Source organism: Phaeobacter sp. HS011 (assembly GCF_018101215.1).
GTDB classification, from domain to species: domain Bacteria; phylum Pseudomonadota; class Alphaproteobacteria; order Rhodobacterales; family Rhodobacteraceae; genus Phaeobacter; species Phaeobacter inhibens.
The window spans coordinates 243,868-264,912 of record NZ_JAGEUF010000007.1 but is presented as its reverse complement, the minus strand read 5'-3'; the positions used below and the strand labels follow the sequence as shown (position 1 = coordinate 264,912).

The window sequence follows — 21,045 nt, the reverse complement described above, 5'->3', positions numbered from 1 at the left end:
TATGAATGCCCTCTAGGTTATCTCTAACGCCTCCAGCAGGGCTATCCGCAGGAGGCGCTATATCATTGCGAAGCAGACCAAAGCGCCTGCAGAGAAAACCGGCAAATGAACCAAGATCCTGGCGCCATTCCGCATAGGCGCGTTAATCCGGATCGGAATATTGATCAGAGAGAGTTCAGGATCTGGATGATATCTGCAGGAGTATCGGCAATAAAATCCGCACCGGCGTGACGCAACAGATCCGGTGCCTGCCACCCCCAGGCCACACCAGTTGCTGGAATATTCGCCAGTTTTGCGGCCTCCATGTCGCTGATACCATCTCCTACGATGCAACAGACTGGGCTCGTCGCCTTGTTCTGCAGGATTTTCAGTTTCTCACTCTTTCCACCCGCTGTATCCCGCGAGAGTATCGCTGAGACATGGGCTGCGCATCCGTGGAAGTAAAGGAAGGGCTCTATGCTGCTCCGTGCAGAGGCTGACAGAATAATGATCGGACTGAATGATGCGACGCGTTGCAAGGTTTGGGGAACACCCTCAAAAACCGGTGCGACCTCATCACAATCAGCAAGATACCGACAAGCATCCGCTGCAAAGGCCAGGGGCTGGAGCCCAGTTTCATAGCCAAGCCTTCAAAACTAACCTGTTTCAGACTGGCAAAGGGATTTTCCGCGAGCGACTGCTCGCAGCCCTGCCGCCTTGCAGCACGACCGCATGCTGTCACGCACATTCTAAGCGAGTCCGCAATCACACCGTCGAAGTCGAAGACAATCACACGCTCCCCCCAAGTAATCCCGTGTACAGCGCGGAACACCGCCCGCAAGTGTCAGGCAGAAACGATACCACTATTCAGCAGCAACAGCCGCCAAATGTTCGGCAAATGAGGGCCCCAGCATCAAGGCCTTGCAACGGTCGAAGCGACGTGTGGCATAGGCCCAAAAATCCTCCGCTGGATTCCCGTCGGCGTGCTGGATCAGCCCCCAGAGCGTCCAGAGCAAATCACACATCGCCTTATAGATGACCATCCGCCCGTATTGTGCTGCACTCGGCGGTGCGCCAAAATAGGCCGTCAGCATTTCCTGCTCCTGGACTGTGGTCATGCACGCTTCGACTGACAGATCACCCAAATCCCAAAGTGCATCATTCATGCCCGAGTATTCGAAATCAACAATCCACATCCGCCGCCCGTCATCCAGAAAATTCTCACAGAGCGGGTCGCAATGGCTGGGCACCAGCGTGCCGGGCTTATTCCTCAACAGCTCCCTGATGGGAGCTGCTTCAGCAACAACCGCTGCGTAACCTTCAGGGAGGCTCGCATCCTTTGTCGCAAGGATCTTCATGTAACCGTTGATCATTGCGAACAGCTCAAAACGAAATTTGAAAGGCGCAGGCGCGTCATGCAGCCTTCGCAGCGCCCGCCCTGCCCGGGCCGGTGCCTCCCGGCGCGTTGCAAACAGTTCCGGGGTCATGGTCGCGATACTTGGAACGCACTGGCTGATCATCACCCCGGTTTCAGGATCCGCCCATAAGACCAATGGCCCGACACCGGCGTCCGCAGCCACCTCAGCATTATGAATCTCCACGGAACGATCAATGTAATCTTCCGTTCCTTCCCCCGGAATACGCACGATCACAATCTGCGGGCCGCCTTCCACACGATAGACAAGATTGGTCAAACCTCCCAGGCGCTGAACCTCGAGTTTCTGGGCGTCAAGGCCTTCGAATCCCTCCAGATTTTGCAATGCGGCAGTAATTTGCGTGACATATTCCATATTCATGGCCTCCTCACTCAGGCTTTCAGGCGATCATTGGTCGGGTCATACAGTGGTCCGTCCACCTGGCGCAGCGCCTGACGTCTGCCAAACAGTTCCAGTTCAAAATCCCGTTCTCCAACCAACGCCGTCGGAAGATAGCCATAAACGATCGTCTTTTCTGCAGTCGGCCCGTAGCCACCACTCGAAGCCAAGGACACTGCTTTCCCTTTGTGCAAGATGGTCTCCCCACCTGTCATCGGCAGCCGCTCATCCACCGTAAACGTACAGAGTTGCTGGCTAGTGCCCTCTCTTTTCTGCCGGTCGAGGATCGCTCGGCCCAGAAAATCTTCCTTCGACTTCAGATGCACGCGACCCGCAAGACCTGCCTCGACAGGGGAATAATCAGGTGTGATATCGGCGCTCCAATACACGTACCCTTTTTCAAGCCGAAGCGACTCGATCGCCCGATAGCCGATGTCGCGGATACCGTGCTCTTGACCTGCCTGCCACAGAAGGTCGTAGACATGCAGTGCAAACTCAGTAGGGACATGGAGCTCCCATCCCAGTTCGCCAGTATACCCGATCCGCGCAGCACGCACGGTGGCAGCCCCCAGAGTGATGTCCTGCGCGGTCGCAAAGGGAAAGGCCCTGTTAGAGACATCTTCTTCCGAAACAGCCTGCAACACCTCGCGCGACTTAGGCCCACATAGATTTATTACCGCACGGGCCGAAGTCATCTCAATCAGCTGTGCCGACCCACCCTCAGGCAGATGGCGCCGAATCCAGTCGGCATCATGGACGCCAAACCCAGCGCCGGTCACGATGTAGAAATGATCGCGTCCCAGACGCGTTACGGTAATGTCAGCCTCGGTTCCGCCCTGCATGTTGCAGAGCTGTGTATAGATTACCGCACCGTCCGGCTTGTCCATGTTCGACACGGCGAGGTTCTGGATAGCGGCCAAGGCCCCGGGGCCGATCAGTTCGAACTTCGAAAAGCTCGACTGGTCGATCAGCACAACACCGTTCCGTGCGGCGCTATGCTCCTGCTCCGCAAAGACCTTCCAGCCCGGGTTCAGAAAGTCCAGCTGGTCTACCGGCTCAACCCCCTCGGGCGCGAACCACAGTGGGCGTTCCCAGCCATTCTTTGACCCGAACACCGCGCCATGCTGCTTAAGGCGGTCATGCAGCGGCGACAGTCTAAGGTTTCTCGCGGTTTCCGCCTCCTGACCGGGATAGCGCATCTTGTAGTGATGCGCGTAGTGCTCCACCGCACGCGGATACATGAAAGCACGGGTCGCATGATGCGGGCTGAAACGGCGCACATCCAGCGGCCACAGATCCAAACTCGGGCGGCCTTCCAAAATCCATTCTGCAATCATCTCCCCAGCACCGCCACCAGCGGCGATACCGTAAAGGAAGCCGGTCGACAGCATCAAGTTCCTCAGTTCAGGGGCCCAGCCCATGACGAAATCACCATCTGCGGAATAGGGAATAGGACCATTGATAACCTGACGAATTCCAACCTCATTGACCACCGGGGTGACCTGACCTGCCAGCTCAGCCAACGGCGCGAACCTGTCCAGATTGTCCGGCAGCAGCTGGCGCACGAATTCACCCGGGATGCCCCTGTCACCAAACGGCAAGGTGCCCTCTTCGTAACCGCCTATCACCAGCCGACCGCCTGCGTCGGGTTTGTAGTACACCAACCGCTCCGGATCGCGCAGGGTCGGAAGCCCTTTGACTAGCTCTGGCTGCGGAAGCGGTTCGGTCACGATATACTGATGCTCGACCGCACAGGCAGGCACCACCACACCCAGTTTTGCTGCCAGCTCCCGGCTCCACATTCCGGTAGCCAGAACAACGATTTCCGCTTCGTAGCCTCCATGGGATGTCATCACTTTGGTAATGCGTCCGCCATGCACGTCGAAGTCTTCAACCTTGACGCCCTGGCAGATCTTTGCCCCGTGCATGCGGGCTCCTGCCGCAATCGCCTGGCAGAGACTGGCAGGATCCACATGACCGTCTGATGGAATGAATGCCGCCCCTTCGAGGTCTTTCGCATCGATATAAGGGAATAACTCCTTTGCCTCCGCTGCCGTAATGATCTCCATTTCCAGATCAAAGCTGCGCGCCATTGTCGCCAGCCGCTTGGCCTCCAACAGGCGCTCTCTGGTTGCCGCAAGACGCAGGCTGCCTACTTTCTTCCAGTCGAATTCCATTCCGGTTTCATCCGCAAGCCGGTCATAAAGCGCCACTGAGCGTTTCAGCATCCGCGTCGTATTGCGCGATGAGCGTAACTGCCCGACGAGACCCGCCGCGTGCCAGGTCGCGCCTTCAGTCAGCGATGCCTTTTCCAACAGAACCACATCTTTTTCGCCTGCGCGGGCCAGATGATAGGCGATGGAACATCCGATGATGCCGCCACCAATAATGAGATGCTTGGCTGAATGAGTGGTCATAGCGTTTTCCTGGTTAAAAACAGTTGGAGACATCAAACTCACCAAATCAACATAAATCAACATTATTTGTTATAATTAGTTGAAATTTGTCGGTTGATTGTGGGCAACGCTGCCCATAACCTCCACCCAACAACGTAAAAGCGTCAAAAATGTCGAAATATGAGCAAGACATCCTCAGCACCGTGAACTTGCATGGGCGTGTTTCCGTCTTGGATCTGGCCCGAATTCTCCAGGTTTCGGATCAAACCGTCCGGCGAATCGTAAAGCCGATGGTCGAAGACGGACGCCTGTCCAAGGTGCATGGCGCATTGGTCAGCACCCAGAACGTACTGGATCCCCCCTTCATCGCCCGGATGTCGCAAAACCGCGCGGCCAAGGTGGCGATTGCCAATGCTGTTGCTCAATGGATCCCTGACGGCTCCGCTATCGCCATTGATACTGGCTCTACTTCCGGATTCGTTGCCCAAGCCCTGCGCAGGCGTAAGAACCTCACGGTGGTGACCAACTCAGCTTTCATCGCTGCTACGCTGTCGATGGAAGAGGGAAACCGGGTCTTCATGGCCGGCACGCAACTGCGCAATCACGACGGCGCTGCTTTCGACAGGGCCGCCTACGACGTGATTGCCGGTGTGTCAGTGCAGACTGCCGTGCTTTCCGCCTCTCTGGTTCACCCCGTGAGAGGCTTCATGGTGTATGATCAGTGCGAGGCGGACATGGCACTTGCAATGACTGACATTGCCGAGCGAACGTTCATGGCCGTTGACTCAACGAAATTCAGTGATGCCGACAGCACCCCCGCACTGCGCCTGCCCGAGCTCGCAGCGCATGACCTTATAGTCACCGACCGTCGCCCTCCGCCCGCCTACCGCGCCCTCCCCGGAAAGGCGGAATTGCTGATCGCAGATGGATCTACCACTGCAGCGAGTGGCAGCCGCAGCTGAAAATGCGCCGCAGACCCGATGCCGTCACAATCTGCGATACCCAATACCACTCTGCCGCTGCCCCAACCTCTTCGTCCGCTCACGACGGAAAGGTGTCGCATACACTCAAGCAGCATCCGTTGTCTGGGATTGCAAAACCCGCCCTAAACCGAGGCAGATGCCTGAACCGGCTCCCAGTAGACAGGACCGCAGTCATTCTCCTCGAGAAACTTGTAGCGCGCCGCCCGGCGATCCTCGTGCAGCCGGATATCGGGCGCGGAGCGGTCTTCAAAACGGTAAGGCAGTACTGCACGCAGCTGTTCGGTATGCTCAAACACAGTTCGCACCACCCAGGGGCGCGTGTACATCGCCTCTCGCGTCGCCTCCTTCGGGCGCTGGAAGCCCTTGGATGATGGAAACACAATGTCTCCCTCCACTGGAATTCCGAGGAACGTCAAAAAGTCACGGTAGTCATCCTTCAGGCGCTCGACCCGAATGATATGATCCGCAACGCAGACACCATTTAGCGAATAGACATCAAAATCCTGCGGCCAGCGGCCATCGCTGACGAACCTTTTGAACCGCGGTGCTACCGGGCGCTCCGGGCGCCGGTTACCCTTCCAGAAAAAGGAGGAAATCGCCTTCTCCCAAGGGTTACGCTCGGTGCAAACCACATCGTAATCCACAATATCCTCACCGTAGATGCGCAGCGCATCACAATATCTGGAGTGGTTTTGCAGCTCGATCATTTCGCCGGAATTGATATTCACAAATCGCGGATTTTCGACCCGCGCGACGCAATCCACCCGCTGGGTTTCCTCACGCGGGCGCAATTTGGTGATCATATCCTGCGGGCCACAATATCGGCTGATCGCGAGTTCGATTGAGCTGCCAGCAGTCTTCCCCGGCTTCACGTAAACAAAGTTGTGCTTGTGGCTTACAATCATTTGAACGCGCTCAGAAGGTAGGGTATCGTCCGCTTATGACATGCGGGGTGACCTCGGGCAATGATCACAGGCAGGCGGACAACCGGCCCAAGAGGTTGATAAAGCAGATATGAATACGCACGAGCCACCTCAACGCTGAGAGACTGGTGTCGACATACCCATGGAGCCCCCCTTGTGGTAATGAGGATGAGTGTCGGACGAGGCACTGCTGGACAGGGAGCAGTTTTTCAGGCTCGACTTTGCAATTCGTCAATTTCGCCCCGCGAAAGATGCGATTTCCAAGCGACCCAACTATCGCCCTCTTGGCCTTTTCCATAAAACAACGAAGCAGTGCGGAATATAATGTCTGACCTCCCGGTAATCGCCTCCCTCTGGATTGGGGGAAATCTAAGCTATCTTGAGCAAACCTGTCTGAAATCATTTGCGGATCACGGACATCGCACCCTTCTTTACACCTATGAAACTGTAGACAATTGCCCACCCGGTGTTGAGCTGATGGACGCGAACCGAATTTTTCCGGCGTCAGACTTCATCCGGCACAAGGTGTCTGGTTCCCCAGCCGTTCATGCCGATGCCTTTCGCTACAAGATGATCTTGATGCAGAATGTCATTTGGGTGGACGCTGATGTTCTCTGCGTGAAGCCGTGGGATTTTCAGGATCAATGGGTTTTTGGTTGGGAAAAAACCGGGCGTCTGGTCTGCAATGCCGTCCTCGGCCTGCCCCGGTTCTCCCGAACGCTGCAGCGGCTCAATGCCTTTTGCGAAAACGAATACCCGATCCCGCCCTGGGCAAAGGGGGAAGAACGGGCACAGCTTGAGGCGGCACATGCAGCTGGCAATCCGGTGCATGTATCCGAGCTGAAATGGGGCGTCTGGGGCCCCTCAGCGCTGACGCATTTCCTCAATGAAACTGGCGAGATGGCGCATGTGAAGCCACAGATGGCCTTTTTCCAGATTTCGTTCAAGGAGCGCCGCAACCTGCTATCGCCGGGCTATATCGTCGAGAAGAAGATCGATGATGGCTGCTATGGTGTGCATCTCTGGAACCGTCGGCTGAGCCGCCGCCTGATCACCCATGAAGGCGGCATTCCCCACCCGGAGAGCTATCTTGGCCGCGCGTTGATCCGCCATGACATTGATGCCGCTGCAGCCCCGATCCCCGACCGCCCACCAGAGGGAAAACCGACGCAGGCCGAGCTGGCAGCAAGAGCCAAAGCCTCCTCCCCGGCGGCCAAAGTCTCCCCCCCTGCCGCTGAGCCCACCCAGCACCCGCGTCTCACCATGCCGCTGGACCAACTGGTACAAAGCCCGCATTACCAACGCGCGATTGATAACCTTGAGCTGCGCATCGAGACCATTGGCGACCGGCTGTCACCGCTGCCAGAGCCGATTTCAAACGACAATATCCTGATCCTGACCTCAATGAAGAACGAGGCGCCCTTCATTTTGGAGTGGATCGCCTATCACAAGGCGATCGGGGCCAAGCATTTCCTCGTCTACACCAACGATTGCAGCGATAACACAAATGAGATCCTGGATCGCTTGGCAGAGCTGGGTCTGGTCACCCGCGTCGCCAACCCATGGGATCCGACCTCCGGCAAAAAGCCTCAGCATGTGGCGCTGGCTGACGCGATGCAGCAACCCGCATACCAGGCTGCGGATTGGGTTCTGACCATTGATGTCGATGAATTTGTGAATATCCATGTCGGCGATGGACGTTTTGCTGACCTGTTCAAAGCGGCTGGCGACCCCAATGTCATCTCCTTCACCTGGAAATTTTTCGGCAATGGTGGCGTTGCCGACTACGAAGACCGCCCGATCACCGAACAGTTCACCGCCTGCGCTCCAGAGTTCATTCCCAAGCCACGACTAGGTTGGGGATTCAAAAGCATGCTGCATAAGTCTGCGCCTTACACAAAGATCGGCGTCCACCGTCCGTTGAAAATCGACGACGAAGAAAACATCTCGCAGGTGCGCTGGGTCAACGGCTCTGGGCGTGTCATGCCGGAGATGCTGTTGACCAACAATGGTTGGCGTTCAACCAAGCGGTCACTTGGGTATCGCATGGCGACGCTAAACCATTACGTGTTGCGCTCCGCCGACAGTTTTTTGGTGAAACGGGACCGAGGCCGGATCAACCATACGGAACAAGATCAGGGTATCGACTACTGGGCCCGGCGCAACTACGCCTCCGAAACCGACGCACGCATGCACAACCGCGCGCCGATGATGCGCGCTGAGTTGGACACGCTGATGGCCGACGCCAAGCTGGCAAGCCTGCATGCAGAAGCGGTTCAATGGCACAAGGCCAAGATCGCTGACCTGAAATCAAGACCGGAATACGCGGCACTTTACGAGAGCCTGACCGAAGTCGCGCGCCCGGATGCGATCTATCTCACCAAGCTGGAAGATCAGCCTGAGGCCGGAACCCCGGCGGATGTCCATATCCCCGAACCTGAAGCGCTGCTGCTCTCTCCCGACCAGATTGAGGCGAAGATACAGCTGCTGAAGGAGATGGTGCAAGGCAAGATCCGTGTTGCGGATCTGCGCAGCCGTGAAGCGGAGCTGGGCGTGTCGATGGATGTCTCGGATCTGGCCCAGAAAATGCAGCAAACGCCTCGGGTGGCGCCCGCTGCCACGCCACAGAAGCCCACCGCGGCCCGTGTGGTCAAGGTTGCACCCGTTGCACCCAACCCCAGCGATCAGCAGAGGCTGGATCATGCGCCGATCTGGCTTCCCAAGGCTCCAGACACCACGGCACCCGCTGCTGGTGACCCCAGGTTCACCGACATGCGGTCTCATGCTGCTCAGCGAGCCGGTTTTTTCTGGGAGAGTGATGAAAACGCGCTGTTCTTCGAACCTTTTGGCAAGCGGCTTGTGGTCACCTTCGACAATATCCATGTGGTTCAGCAAAAAGAGGGTCAGCGATGGCCCTGGGGCTACAAACTGCTATCGCAGACGCTGGGCTGTTCGGTCCTCGGTGTGATCGGCTCCAAGCGCAACTGGTTCCGGAGCCCCTTTGTTCATGATAGCTTTGATCACCTGCGCGACAGTGGTTTCTTTGATCAATTCGATGAGGTCCTGTTTTACGGCGCCTCCATGGGGGCATATGGCGCACTGACCTATTCACAATGCGCGCCCGGGGCCAAGGTATTTGCCATCGCGCCGCAAACCACGCTGGACCGCCGCCTTCTGCCCGATGATGATCGCTGGGGCTGGACCGCGCGACTGGACTGGGATGATCGCTACGCGGACGCCGCAGAGGCGACCCATCTGGCCGATGATATGGTGGTCCTATATGACCCCTACTTCGAACCGGATGTGCAGCAGGTCGACCGCCTGAAAGGTGACAATATCCGCAAGTTGAGAATGCCATTTTTCGGCCACCAGTTGCCGCAGGCGCTGGTCAATATGGGCATTCTAAAACCGATACTGAGCGAGATTTTTGAGGGTCGCCTTACCGCCCAGCGGTTCTACCAATTGCTGCGCGCCCGTCGTGATCTTCCCCGATTCCAGCATGATCTGCTGATGAAGGCTGAGGAGAAAAACCACCCAAAGCTCGCCATTCAGGTCTGCGAATACACGTTGAAAAAACGCGATGCCAAGAACATCCGCAATTCTCTTGACCGCCTCCGTGCCGACCTTGCCAAAGCGGAAGGATAAACCATGACCGCCGCCCCAACTGCCAAGGCAAAGCGCCTGATCATCACCTGTATGAAGAACGAAGGCCCCTTCATTCTGGAATGGGTGGCCCACCACCGCGCTATCGGCTTCGATCATATGCTGGTCTTCACGAACGACTGCGACGACGGCACGGTTGAACTGCTGGATGGGCTGGCAGAGCGCGGCTATGTTAGCCGCATGGACAACCCCTATCAGGAGATGGGCAGCGGCTATAATCCGCAAAAGGGCGCACTCAAATTCGCCGAGAGCCTCAATCTGGTCCAGCAGGCGGAGTGGGTTCTGGTCTCCGACGTTGACGAATTCGTGAATATCCACGTTGGGGATGGGGATCTCGACAGCCTCTTTGCCGCGACCAATGATCCTGACATGATCTCGATGCAGTGGCGCCTGTTCGGCAACAGCTTCCGAAACAGCTACGACGACGTATTGCTAACGCAACGGCACAGCTACTGCGCACCGAAATACTGCCCTGCCCCGATCCAGGCCTGGGGCATCAAGACCCTGTTCAAAACAGCTGGTGATCATGTGGCGGGAAGCTATGACCGCATCGGTGTTCACCGTCCGCTGAAACGGCGCATTGCAGGTATGCCAAACTGGGTTGCGGGCACCGGCCGACCGGTGCCTGAGGATATGGCAGATCAGGGCTGGCGTTTTGGCATTCGCGACCATGGTTATGACATGGTCACTCTCAACCACTACGCTGTGCGCAGCACCGAAAGCTTCCTCGTCAAACGGGACCGTGGCCGCGTGAACCACGTGGAACGTGATCAGGGGTTGGCCTATTGGATGCGGATGAACTTCAACATGGAGCAGGACTTTTCCATTCAACGCCGCCTAGCTGCAACGAAAAAGGAACTGACCCGGCTCAAACGTCTCAAAGGCATCAAAGCGCTGCATGAGGCGGCCGTCACCGCCCATCGCAGCAAGATCACCGACCTAATGGCGCGTGAGGATATGAAGAGGTTCTACGATGAGATCACGTCGCCCAAGCTGACGCTTCTCTCACGGCACCTGAACTTTGTCTCCCGCGCGCAGTTCAACGACGGCCCCGACGCAATTTCTGCCGACCTGATGGATCGGCTGGCACAAGTACCAGTGCTTTAGCATCAGGACCAGAGACTGGCACCCGCTGCCTCTTATGTCGATTTCAGGCGGAACCGCTGAATCTTTCCGGTCTCGGTCTTCGGGAGGGCGTCAGTGTAGACAATGTCGCGGGGGTATTTATAGGGTGCAATGGTTGCCTTGACGTGATCCTGCAGCGCCCTGGTCAGGACCTCCGACGCCTGCGCCCCCTCGGCCAGCACAACATGGGCCTGCACGATCTCGCCGCGCGCGTCATCGCTGGCACCGATCACAGCACATTCCGCCACCAGGTCATGGGACAAGAGCGCCGCCTCGACCTCCGGACCGGCTATGTTATACCCGGCAGAGACGATCATATCATCATTGCGTGCAGCAAAGTGCAGATAGCCATCAACGTCCATCACGAAACTGTCGCCGGTGATGTTCCAGCCATCCCTGACGTACTCACCCTGCCGCGCATCCGCGAGGTAGCGGCACCCGGTCGGCCCCTTCACCGCCAGTCGGCCAACCGCTCCGCGCGGGGCTTCATTGCCATCATTGTCCAGAACCCGCACCCGGTAGCCCTTCACAGGTTTGCCGGTGCAGGCGGGGCGGTGGTCGTCAAACCGGTTGGAGATGAAGATATGCAGCATCTCCGTCGCCCCGATCCCATCCAACATCGGCTTGCCAGTCTGGGCTATCCATTCGTCATAAACCGGCGCTGGCAGGGTTTCCCCGGCGGACACTGCCGCCCTGAGCGATGACAGATCTGCCCCCTCCTCCATCGCGCGCAGCATCACCCGATAGGCCGTCGGCGCGGTAAAGCAGACCGTTGCCTTATATGTCTCGATGATCTCAATAAGATTCGGCGGCGATGCATTCTCCAGCAAGGTCGCCGCCGCCCCAAACCGCAGCGGAAAAATTGCCAGACCGCCCAGTCCAAACGTAAACGCCAGCGGCGGCGAGCCGACAAAGATATCCTCAGGCGTGACCTGTAGCACCTCCGCTGCATAGCCATCGGCAATCATCAAAAGATCGCGGTGAAAATGCATCGTCGCTTTCGGTGACCCCGTGGTGCCTGAGGTGAACCCCAGAAGGGCCACATCATCGCGGCCCGTCGCCACCGCCTCAAACCGCACCGATTTTTCCAGCGCCAACCGATCCAGTTCCGCATCATGGTTGGAGGTGCCATCGAACCCGACGACGGACTTCAGATGCGCCGAGGTTTTGGCACAGGCAACCAGCTCCTCCATCAGCCGGGTATCACACAGCGCATGGCTGATCTCTGCCTTGTCGATGATCTTCGCCAGCTCACCTGCCCGCAGCATCGGCATGGTGTTCACCACCACAGCGCCTGCCTTGGTCGCCGCCAGCCAGCAGGCCACCATCGCCGGATTGTTGGCAGAGCGGATCAGGATCCGGTTGCCAGGCTGCACCCCCAGATCCTCCACCAGAACATGGGCCAGCCGGTTGGTCCAATCGGTCAGTTCCTTATAGGTCCGCCGCCGCCCGTTGCCGATCAGTGCCGTATGATCCCCGAACCCTTTGGCGACCATGGCATCGGTCAGTTCGACTGCCGCATTCAATTGCTCAGGATAGTCATATCCGTCCGTCAGGAACTCCGGCCACTGATCCACCGGCGGCAGGTTGTCGCGGGTGAATGTGTCGGTATGTGCGCTTGGTCCCAGCATCTCAGCTTCCCTTCTGAAACGTGGAAATCGCCTGACGGGCAATCACCACACGTTGGACGTCAGATGCGCCTTCGTAGATCCGCAACGCTCTGATATCGCGGTAGAGTTCCTCGACCTTCTGACCCTGCCGCACCCCGTCGCCGCCATGCAATTGAACCGCCTTGTCGATGATTTTCTGCGCCTGATCGGTAGAGAACAACTTCGCCATTGCGGCCTCCCGAGTGATGCGCGCGGCGCCACTGTCCTTGGCCCAGGCCGCGCGATAGACCAGCAGCGCACTTGCATCCACATCCAGCGCCATATCCGCGATATGCCCCTGCACCATCTGCAGATCCGCCAGCGGCGCCCCCTGAACATGACGGCTTGTTACGCGTGCCAGCGCCTCATCCAGGGCCCGACGTGCAAACCCCAATGCTGCCGCCGCCACAGTGGAGCGGAACACATCCAGCACCGACATCGCAATTTTGAAGCCCGCGCCCGGCGCCCCCAGCAACGCGCTGCGCGGGATACGGCAATCGCTGAACCGCAGGGTCGCAAGCGGGTGCGGTGCCAGCGTCTCCAGACGCTCCACCACCTCAAACCCCGGCAGCCCCGCAGGCACGACAAAGGCCGAGAGCCCCTTGGCCCCCGGCCCCTCGCCGCTACGGGCAAACAACGTATAGACGTCAGCAATCCCGCCGTTGGAGATCCAGGTCTTTTCGCCGTTCAGAACATAGTGTTCCCCATCCCGCACTGCGGTCATGGTGGAATTGGCCACATCGGATCCTGATTGCGGTTCGGTCAGCGCAAAGGCAGAAATCGCCTTGCCGCTGCGTGTGAGCGGCAGCCATTCTGCCTGTTGGGCCTCCGTACCAAAGAGAGAAATCGCCCCTGTTCCCAACCCCTGCATCGCAAAGGCAAAATCTGCCAGACCATCGTGCCGGGCCAAGGTCTCACGGATCAGGCACAGCGTGCGCACGTCCAGCGCCTCCCCGGCCATGGCGCCGGAATGCTGCGTCCAGCCCGCAGCCCCTAAGGACGACACCAGCCCGCGGCAGGCAGCATCGGTATCACTGTGATCAATATGCGCCAGCGCATCCTCTGCCCACCTGTCCAGATCCGCCGCCAGTGCGCGGTGGCGGTCTTCAAAAAACGGCCAGCTCAGAAATGTCTTATCCGCCATATCGCTCCTCCCGGCAGCGGCACACGCCGCCTGTCATCTTTCTCTAAATACTCCCGCCGGAGGCCCCGCACCCTCCTCCGGCGCAGCGCCCCGCAGGGGCCGTATCAATCCCCTTCGAACAGGGGTTTTTCCTTTTTCACGAAGGCCTGGTAGGCGCGTTCGAAATCGGCTGTCTGCATGCAAATCGCCTGTGCCTGTGCCTCCGCCTCGATGGCTTGCTCAATCGACATCGACCATTCCTGAACGAGCATTGTCTTGGTCATCATGTGACCAAAATTCGGCCCCGCCGCGATCCGCTCTGCCCAGCTGCGTGCCTCGCCCAGCAGTGAATCTGCGGGCACCACTTTGTTATGAAACCCCCAGGCCGCCCCTTCATCCGCGCTCATTGATCGCCCGGTATAGAGCAGCTCTGCCGCACGCCCCTGGCCAATGATGCGCGGCAGGATCGCACAGGCCCCCATATCGCAGCCTGCCAGTCCAACGCGGGTGAACAGAAACGCCGTCTTGGTTTCTGGCGTGGCGATCCGGATGTCCGACGCCATGGCAATAATCGCACCCGCCCCCACGCAGACACCGTCCAGCGCTGCGATGATCGGCTTGCCGCAATTCACCATCGCCTTGACCAGATCGCCGGTCATCCGGGTAAAGGCGAGCAGGTCTTTCATCGACATTCTGGTCAATGGTCCAATGATATCATGGACATCACCACCAGAGCTGAAGTTGCCGCCATTGGGAGCGAACACCACCGCCTTCACGTCGTCATCATAATGCAGGTCACGAAACCAGTCCCGCAGCTCCGCGTAGCTGTCAAAGCTCAGAGGGTTCTTTCGCTCGGGGCGGTCCAGTGCCACGGTGGCGATGCCGTCCTCAATACTGCACAGAAAATACTTGGTGTCCGTCGAAATCATCCGTCGCGTCCTTCATTTTCAAGCCGTCTGGCCACCTGATCCAGCGCATCAGAGAGCGTCTGAACCTCGGCTTCGGGCACGCTGTCAAACATTTGGTCAATCCAGGCCTCATGGGCGGCGGCCTGACGGGCGAATTCCGCAATCCCCGCCTCCGTCAGCCGTACCCGGCTGGCACGTCGGTCTCCGGGGACCTTCTCGCGCTGCACATGGCCGTCATCCACCAGCCGTTCAACGATCCCGGTGACATTACCATTGGACACTTTCAGCACGCCGGAGAGCTCGCTCATCTTCAGCCCGTCGAGATGCTGGCTAAGGGCTGCCATGACGTCAAACCGGGGCAGCGTGGTGGTGAACTCCTGTCGCAGGTTCTCGCGAATTTCGCTTTCCACGGCGCGGGTTGCCTTGAGTACTTTCAGCCACAGTCGCAGCCGGTCCTTGGAACGGTCGGTTTGCATCAGATCTCACCTCCGGTGATGGGCAGCGCGCTGCCGTTGATGGATGCTGCCGAAGAGGAGGCAAGGAAAAGCGCAGCATCCGCCACCTCTTCCGGCTGGATAAACCGGCCCTGCGGGTTGCCTGCGCGCAGCGATTTTGCAGCCTCTTCCTCGCTCATCCCGGTGGTGGACACAATGGTCGCAATCGAACGCTCAAGCAGCGGCGTCTCAATGAAGCCCGGGCAAATCGCATTCACGGTGATGCCGCTGCGTGCCAGTTCCTGCGCAAGCGACCGCGTGAGGCCGACAACCCCATGTTTTGCCGCACAATACCCCGAAACATAAGGATAGCCTTTGAGCCCGGCAGTTGAGGCAACGGCAATCATCCGTCCCCAGCCTGCCGACTTCATATCAGGCAGGGCGGCCTGCCACAGGTTGAACACCCCCGACAGGTTGACAGCAAGGGCTGCCTCGAAATCCGCCAGATCCATCTTGGAAAAGGGTTTCGACGGCGCAGCACCTGCATTGGCAATAGCGACGGTCACCGGTCCATATTGCTGTCGCGCCGTAGCGAGTACCGCATGCACCGCCTCTGCCTCGGTCACATCACAGGCAAGCGGCAGGGCACCTGTTTCAGCGGCCACCTCCTCCAGCGGTTCAATCCGCCGACCAAGCAGTGTGAGCCACGCGCCCTGCCCCGCAAAGCTGCGCGCCAGTGCAGCGCCCACGCCGGACCCGCCACCGGTAATCACCACATGTCTGCCAGCTAGATCTTTACCCGCCAGATTGCTCATGCCCGGATCACCTCTGCATCGCGGTCTGCCAGACGCCAGGCCTGATCCCGTCCCGCCAGATAGGGCAGCGGCCAGTCCGCATGACGATCGCCGACACGGCTTGCCTCATGCAGGGTCCAATAGGGATCCGCCAGATGTGGGCGCCCAACGCAGACCAGATCAGCTCGCCCTGCCATCAGGATGGAGTTGGCGTGATCCGCTTCGTAGATATTGCCCACCGCCATGGTCGCGATCCCGGCATCATTGCGGATCCGGTCCGAAAATGGCGTCTGGAACATACGGCCATAGACCGGCTGCGCCTCCGTTGAGGTCTGCCCCGCAGACACGTCAATGATATCCGCACCCGCCGCGGTGAAGGCCCGCGCAATCTCGACCGCCTCTTCCGGCGTCACGCCTTCGTCGCCCACCCAATCGTTGGCAGAGATACGAACAGACATAGGTTTGTCCGTAGGCCAGACCGCACGCATGGCCTCAAACACCTCCAGCGGGTAACGAAGGCGGTTTGCCAATGCCCCACCATAGGCATCCGTCCGAATGTTGGATTTTGGCGAAATAAACGAAGAAATCAGATAGCCATGGGCCGCATGGAGTTCGATCATATCAAACCCCGCCCGCTCAGCCATCTGTGCTGCGGCAACGAATTCACCCTTGATGGCGTCCATTTCCGCCCGCGTGATCTCCCGGGGAGGTGCGTTACCATCGGACCACGCGATGGCCGAGGCGGAGACCGTCTCCCAGTTCCCATCCCGCAGCGGTGCATCCATGGTCTCCCAGCCCAATTGGGTGGATCCCTTGCGACCCGAATGGCCAATCTGACAGCAGATCTTCGCGTCGGTCTCAGCGTGGACAAAACCCGTCAGCCGCGCCCACGCGGCCTCGTGCTCTGGCGCGTATAGGCCGGGACAGCCGGGTGTAATCCGTCCCTCGGCCGAGACACAGGTCATTTCCGTATAGACCAGCCCTGCGCCCCCCTTAGCGCGTTCACCATAGTGAATAAGATGCCAGTCGGTCGGACATCCATCCTTGGCCTTGTACTGCGCCATCGGCGACACCACGACACGGTTCTTCAGCTGCATCTCCCGCAATTTATAAGGCGCAAACATTGGCGCACGGGTCGCTGCATCCGCAGGCGCACCTGCGGTCTCCTGAAACCATTTCTCCGCCGAGGCGAGCCAGTCAGCATCCCGCAGGCGCAGGTTTTCATGGGAGATCCGCTGCGACCGGGTCAGTAGCGAGTAGTTGAATTGCACTGGATCCATATCCAGATATCGCTCGACCTCTTCAAACCACTCCAGTGAATTGCGCGCCGCCGATTGTAGCCGCAGCACGTCCAGGCGCCGTTCTTCCTGATAGCGCACAAAAGCCTGCTCCAGCGTCGGTTCGGTTGTGATGAATTCTGCCAATGCAATCGCACTGTCAAAGGCAAGCCGGGTTCCCGATCCGATCGAGAAATGCGCCGTGGCCGAGGCATCGCCCAGCAGTACAACGTTTTCGTGGTGCCAGGTCTCACACAGAACCCGCGGGAAGTTGATCCAGACTGCGGAGCCGCGCAGATGATCCGCATTTGAGATCAGCGCATGCCCGCCGAGATGATCGGCAAAGATCTCCTCGCAGGTCCGCAGGATCTCGTCCTTGCTCATCACTTCAAACCCCCAGTTTTCCCAGGTCTGAGCAGAGCATTCGACAATCACAGTCGCCGTGTCGGCATCAAATTGATAGGCATGGATCCACAACCAGCCGTGCTGTGTCTTTTCAAAGATAAAGGTGAAGGCATCGTCGAATTTCTGCTTCGTGCCCAGCCATATGAATTTACAGGGGCGCACATCGACGTTGGGTTTGAAGTGTTCCGCAAATTCGCTGCGGACGCGGGAGTTCAATCCATCACAGGCAACGACAAGATCATAATCCGCCTGATAGGAGGCCGCGGGCCCGACCTCCGTCTCGAACTGCAGATCAATGCCCAGTTCACGCGCCCGCTCCTGCAGGATAACCAGCATCGCCTTACGACCAATCCCGGCAAAACCATGCCCGCCTGAGACCGTCCGCACACCACCATGCACCACGGCAATATCATCCCAATAGGCAAATTTATCGCGGATCTGACCGGCGCTGACAGGGTCGTTTGTTGTCAGGTTCTCAAGCGCATCATCAGACAGCACAACCCCCCAACCGAACGTGTCATCCGGCTTGTTACGCTCAAAAACCGTGATCTCAGCGTCAGGCTGGCGCAGCTTGGTCGAGATTGCAAAATATAGGCCGGCCGGGCCGCCTCCCAAACAGGCGATTTTCATGATGCCATTCCCCTATTGCTGTCTAAGCTGCAGACAGGATAAGCGGATCACAATAAACTTCAAGCTTAAACTTTTATACTTGAAGCTTTTACCTTCACAGCAGGTTTGGCCTGTTAAGGGAATATTCACCCAACCCTGAAAGACTTTAGACTGCGGCAGGACTCCACGGTTTTCACCGGATCTCTTCCTGTGGGGGCACGAAATCTGCAAAATGTGACCGAGATTTCTCTCAATATTTCAGCTACCTAGGCGCCACAGTTGATGTTGAGAACTTCGTAATTCAGTCCCACTTCAACGCAAACAGAACAATATTTAAATGATTAATTTCAATAAGATACGTATATCTTAGACACACTGACACCCCTGTGGATAAGTCAGGGGGTAATTCAGGAACTCTCAACCGGTGGACGACTTGACCTCAAACCCTGCGACATCTGAAATATTATCAACATTCTGCAACACAATTGAGGATTTCGAAAATTTTCATTGAATATTTTTGGGCGAAAAATCGATATCCATCAATCGTCAGACGGGAAAATTCCAGCAATTCACCAACAGGTGCCTCCCCTATGACACCCATAAGCTGCAGTCGCAGCCAGAATAAACCGCGCGGAAGATGCCGCGCGGTCTTAGGACTCTGGCCTAGCTATCTTGGAATGTCTTCAGAGCTCTCGCAGATACTGCATGACCGCCGGACGCACCGTCTGCTCCCCTCTGTGCCGGGCATCGGTGATGATTTTGCGGATGTCATTCAGATCCACACGCATCAGCAGCGATTTCACCGGACCGACTGAGGCAGGGCGCATCGACAGCACCCGCAACCCCATCGCCGCGAGGCAGACGGCCTCAATCGGGCGACCAGCATCTTCACCGCAGAAACTGAGCGGCGTGCCGGATTTCTCACAGCGTTCAACGATCTGCGCAATGAAGCTAAGATAGCTGACATTCAACGTGTCATAGCGTTTGCGCACCCGCTCATTCTCGCGGTCAGCGGCAAAAAAGAACTGCTTGAGATCATTGCCACCAATCGACAGGAATTCGACTTCGTCAAAGAATTTCTGCGGCGCGAAGGCGAGAGAAGGTGTCTCCAGCATCGCCCCGACTTCCAGCTTTTCGGGCAGAGCATGGCCGAGACGGCGCTCCCGCTCCAGCGTCTTTTCGACCTCTGCCTTAGCATCGCGGAACTCTTCGAACTGGGCTACAAACGGGAACATCACCGTCAAGGGACGCCCATTCGCGGCCCGGATCAGCGCCTGCAACTGCATCCGCATCACACCAGGCTTGTCCAGACCGACCCGGATCGCCCGCCAGCCAAGCGCCGGATTGGGTTCATCCGTAGGCTTCATATAGGGCAGCACTTTGTCCGACCCGATGTCCAGCGTGCGAAACACCACCCGCTTGCCCCCCGCCGCGTCCAGCACCCGCTGGTATAGCGCCACCAATTCCGAGCGTTTGGGCATCTGATTGCGCACCAGAAACTGCAGTTCGGTGCGGAACAGACCGACGCCCTCGGCGCCGGAATTTTGCAGTGACGGCAGATCTGCCATCAACCCGGCATTCATCAGCAGATGCACGCGGCGGCCATCCCGGGTCAGCGCCTGTTTGTCACGGATCGAGGCATAACGCTCCTGCGCCTTGGCCTGCATCGCGATTTTGTCCCGAAAGGCGCTGACAACGGTATCATCCGGCCGCAGATGCACCACGCCTTGCTCGCCATCGACCATGATGTGGTCGCCGTTCAGCGCCTCGGTGGTGATGCGTTTGGTATGGACCACCAGCGGAATGGCCAGCGCGCGGGCAATGATCGCCGCGTGAGAACCCACAGAACCCTCTTCCAGCACGATGCCACGCAGATTGCGGCCATACTCCAGCAGCTCTCCCGGACCGATATTTCGCGCAATCAGAACCGGGTCTTCAGGCAGTTCGGCGCCTGTCTCGCTGCCCTGCCCGGTCAGGATACGCAACAAGCGGTTCGACAGATCATCCAGATCGCTGAGACGCTCGCGCAGATAGGCATCCTGTACCTGCCCCATGCGGGCACGGGCCTGAGATTGTTCTTTTTCAACAGCCGCTTCGGCGCTAAGCCCGCGACCGATATCCTCTTCCATCCGGCGCATCCAGCCCTTGGAATTGGCAAACATCCGGTAGGCTTCCAGCACCTGCAACTGTTCTTTGTCGCCGGTCTGGGTGACCTCCAGCATCTTGTCGACACCCACCCGCAGCTCTTCAACCGCCTCATGCAGACGCTCCAGCTCGCGGTGGGGGTCATCAGCAATCGGGTTGGTCACAACAACACGCGGCTCGTGCAGCCAGACATGGCCCTCCACGGCCCCTTCCTGCGCGATGGTCCCGCGCAACAAGACGGGCTGTTGGTGCAGCGGTGACAAGGCCGCGCCTTCGCCAACAAAGGCGCCAAGCTCGGTCATCTCCGCGATGACCATGGCCACCACCTCCAGCGCATAGACCGCATCAGAGGAAAATTCACGCGCCTCTTTGGACTGCACCACCAGCACGCCCAGCATTTCGCCAAGACGCTGGATCGGCACACCAAGGAAGGAGGAAAAGCGTTCCTCCCCGGTTTCCGGCATATAGCGAAAGCCCTTGGCGTTGGGCGCGTCCGGCGTATTGATCACCTTGCCATAGCGCGCCACACGGCCCACCAGCCCCTCACCAATACGCATGCGCGTCTGGTGCACGGATTCGACATTCAGCCCCTGCGTCGCGCAGAGTTCAAGCGTCTCATCATCGCGGAACAGATAGACCGAGCACACCTCACTCTGCATGCTGTCGGCGATCAGCTGCGTGATCTTGTCCAGACGGGCCTGACCGGCATCATCACCAGCCATGGCCTCGCGCAAGCGCATCAATAAGTTGCGACTTTCGGATTCGGTCGTCTTTACCATGGGGGCCGTTCACACAGGTTTCGGTGTCAGGCGGCCAGG

The 21,045-nt window shown here is 58.3% G+C and carries 14 protein-coding genes; 3 read left to right on the top strand and 11 right to left on the bottom strand.

Features of this window, described 5'->3' with window-relative positions:
* Positions 1-164: 164 nt before the first annotated feature.
* The 3 genes from J4721_RS19930 to J4721_RS15455 form a co-directional block, all read right to left on the bottom strand.
* Positions 165-599, bottom strand: a complete 435-nt coding sequence (locus J4721_RS19930; RefSeq protein ID WP_371816082.1) for an HAD family hydrolase — start codon at positions 597-599, stop codon at positions 165-167.
* Positions 600-842: 243 nt separating this feature from the next.
* On the bottom strand, positions 843-1,769 hold the full coding sequence (locus J4721_RS15460; RefSeq protein ID WP_211002922.1) for a choline/ethanolamine kinase family protein: 927 nt from the start codon (positions 1,767-1,769) through the stop codon (positions 843-845).
* Between the two features lie 17 nt (positions 1,770-1,786).
* Positions 1,787-4,210: an FAD-dependent oxidoreductase gene (locus J4721_RS15455; RefSeq protein WP_247656149.1), complete on the bottom strand. Its 2,424-nt coding sequence runs from the start codon at positions 4,208-4,210 to the stop codon at positions 1,787-1,789.
* A 149-nt stretch (positions 4,211-4,359) separates the two neighbouring features.
* Between J4721_RS15455 and J4721_RS15450 the strand changes: the two genes are divergently transcribed.
* Complete coding sequence (locus J4721_RS15450) at positions 4,360-5,151, top strand: DeoR/GlpR family DNA-binding transcription regulator (RefSeq protein WP_014875240.1); 792 nt, start codon at positions 4,360-4,362, stop codon at positions 5,149-5,151.
* Between the two features lie 143 nt (positions 5,152-5,294).
* Here J4721_RS15450 and J4721_RS15445 read toward each other — a convergent pair whose 3' ends face one another.
* Positions 5,295-5,975: a hypothetical protein gene (locus tag J4721_RS15445; RefSeq protein WP_247656148.1), complete on the bottom strand. Its 681-nt coding sequence runs from the start codon at positions 5,973-5,975 to the stop codon at positions 5,295-5,297.
* A gap of 699 nt (positions 5,976-6,674) precedes the next feature.
* On the opposite strand from J4721_RS15445, the gene J4721_RS15440 reads away from it, so the two are divergent.
* Positions 6,675-9,740: a glycosyltransferase family 2 protein gene (locus tag J4721_RS15440; protein ID WP_247656147.1), complete on the top strand. Its 3,066-nt coding sequence runs from the start codon at positions 6,675-6,677 to the stop codon at positions 9,738-9,740.
* Between the two features lie 3 nt (positions 9,741-9,743).
* Entirely contained in the window at positions 9,744-10,865 is a 1,122-nt protein-coding gene (locus J4721_RS15435; RefSeq protein WP_211002925.1) for a glycosyltransferase family 2 protein, read from the top strand.
* Between the two features lie 32 nt (positions 10,866-10,897).
* Here J4721_RS15435 and J4721_RS15430 read toward each other — a convergent pair whose 3' ends face one another.
* The 7 genes from J4721_RS15430 to ptsP all read right to left on the bottom strand — a co-directional run bounded on the left by J4721_RS15430 (position 10,898) and on the right by ptsP (position 21,006).
* Positions 10,898-12,514, bottom strand: a complete 1,617-nt coding sequence (locus J4721_RS15430; protein WP_211002926.1) for an AMP-binding protein — start codon at positions 12,512-12,514, stop codon at positions 10,898-10,900.
* Position 12,515: 1 nt separating this feature from the next.
* Positions 12,516-13,676, bottom strand: a complete 1,161-nt coding sequence (locus tag J4721_RS15425; RefSeq protein WP_061049052.1) for an acyl-CoA dehydrogenase family protein — start codon at positions 13,674-13,676, stop codon at positions 12,516-12,518.
* Positions 13,677-13,780: 104 nt separating this feature from the next.
* Positions 13,781-14,584 carry an enoyl-CoA hydratase family protein gene (locus J4721_RS15420; RefSeq protein WP_014875246.1) on the bottom strand — a complete coding sequence of 268 codons (804 nt, stop codon included), beginning with the start codon at positions 14,582-14,584 and terminating at the stop codon, positions 13,781-13,783.
* Entirely contained in the window at positions 14,581-15,039 is a 459-nt protein-coding gene (locus tag J4721_RS15415) for a MarR family winged helix-turn-helix transcriptional regulator (protein ID WP_076616317.1), read from the bottom strand. The genes J4721_RS15420 and J4721_RS15415 overlap by 4 nt, the downstream gene beginning before the upstream one ends.
* Entirely contained in the window at positions 15,039-15,812 is a 774-nt protein-coding gene (locus J4721_RS15410; protein WP_102849408.1) for an SDR family NAD(P)-dependent oxidoreductase, read from the bottom strand. Before J4721_RS15410 ends, J4721_RS15415 begins: the two co-directional genes overlap by 1 nt.
* Positions 15,809-18,103 (bottom strand): bifunctional salicylyl-CoA 5-hydroxylase/oxidoreductase, encoded by a 2,295-nt coding sequence (locus J4721_RS15405; RefSeq protein ID WP_211002927.1) that lies wholly within the window; start codon positions 18,101-18,103, stop codon positions 15,809-15,811. The genes J4721_RS15410 and J4721_RS15405 overlap by 4 nt, the downstream gene beginning before the upstream one ends.
* A gap of 662 nt (positions 18,104-18,765) precedes the next feature.
* The gene (gene ptsP / locus J4721_RS15400; RefSeq protein ID WP_211002928.1) at positions 18,766-21,006 is read right to left on the bottom strand and encodes a phosphoenolpyruvate--protein phosphotransferase; all 2,241 of its coding nucleotides are present in this window, start codon (positions 21,004-21,006) and stop codon (positions 18,766-18,768) included.
* Positions 21,007-21,045 lie beyond the last annotated feature (39 nt).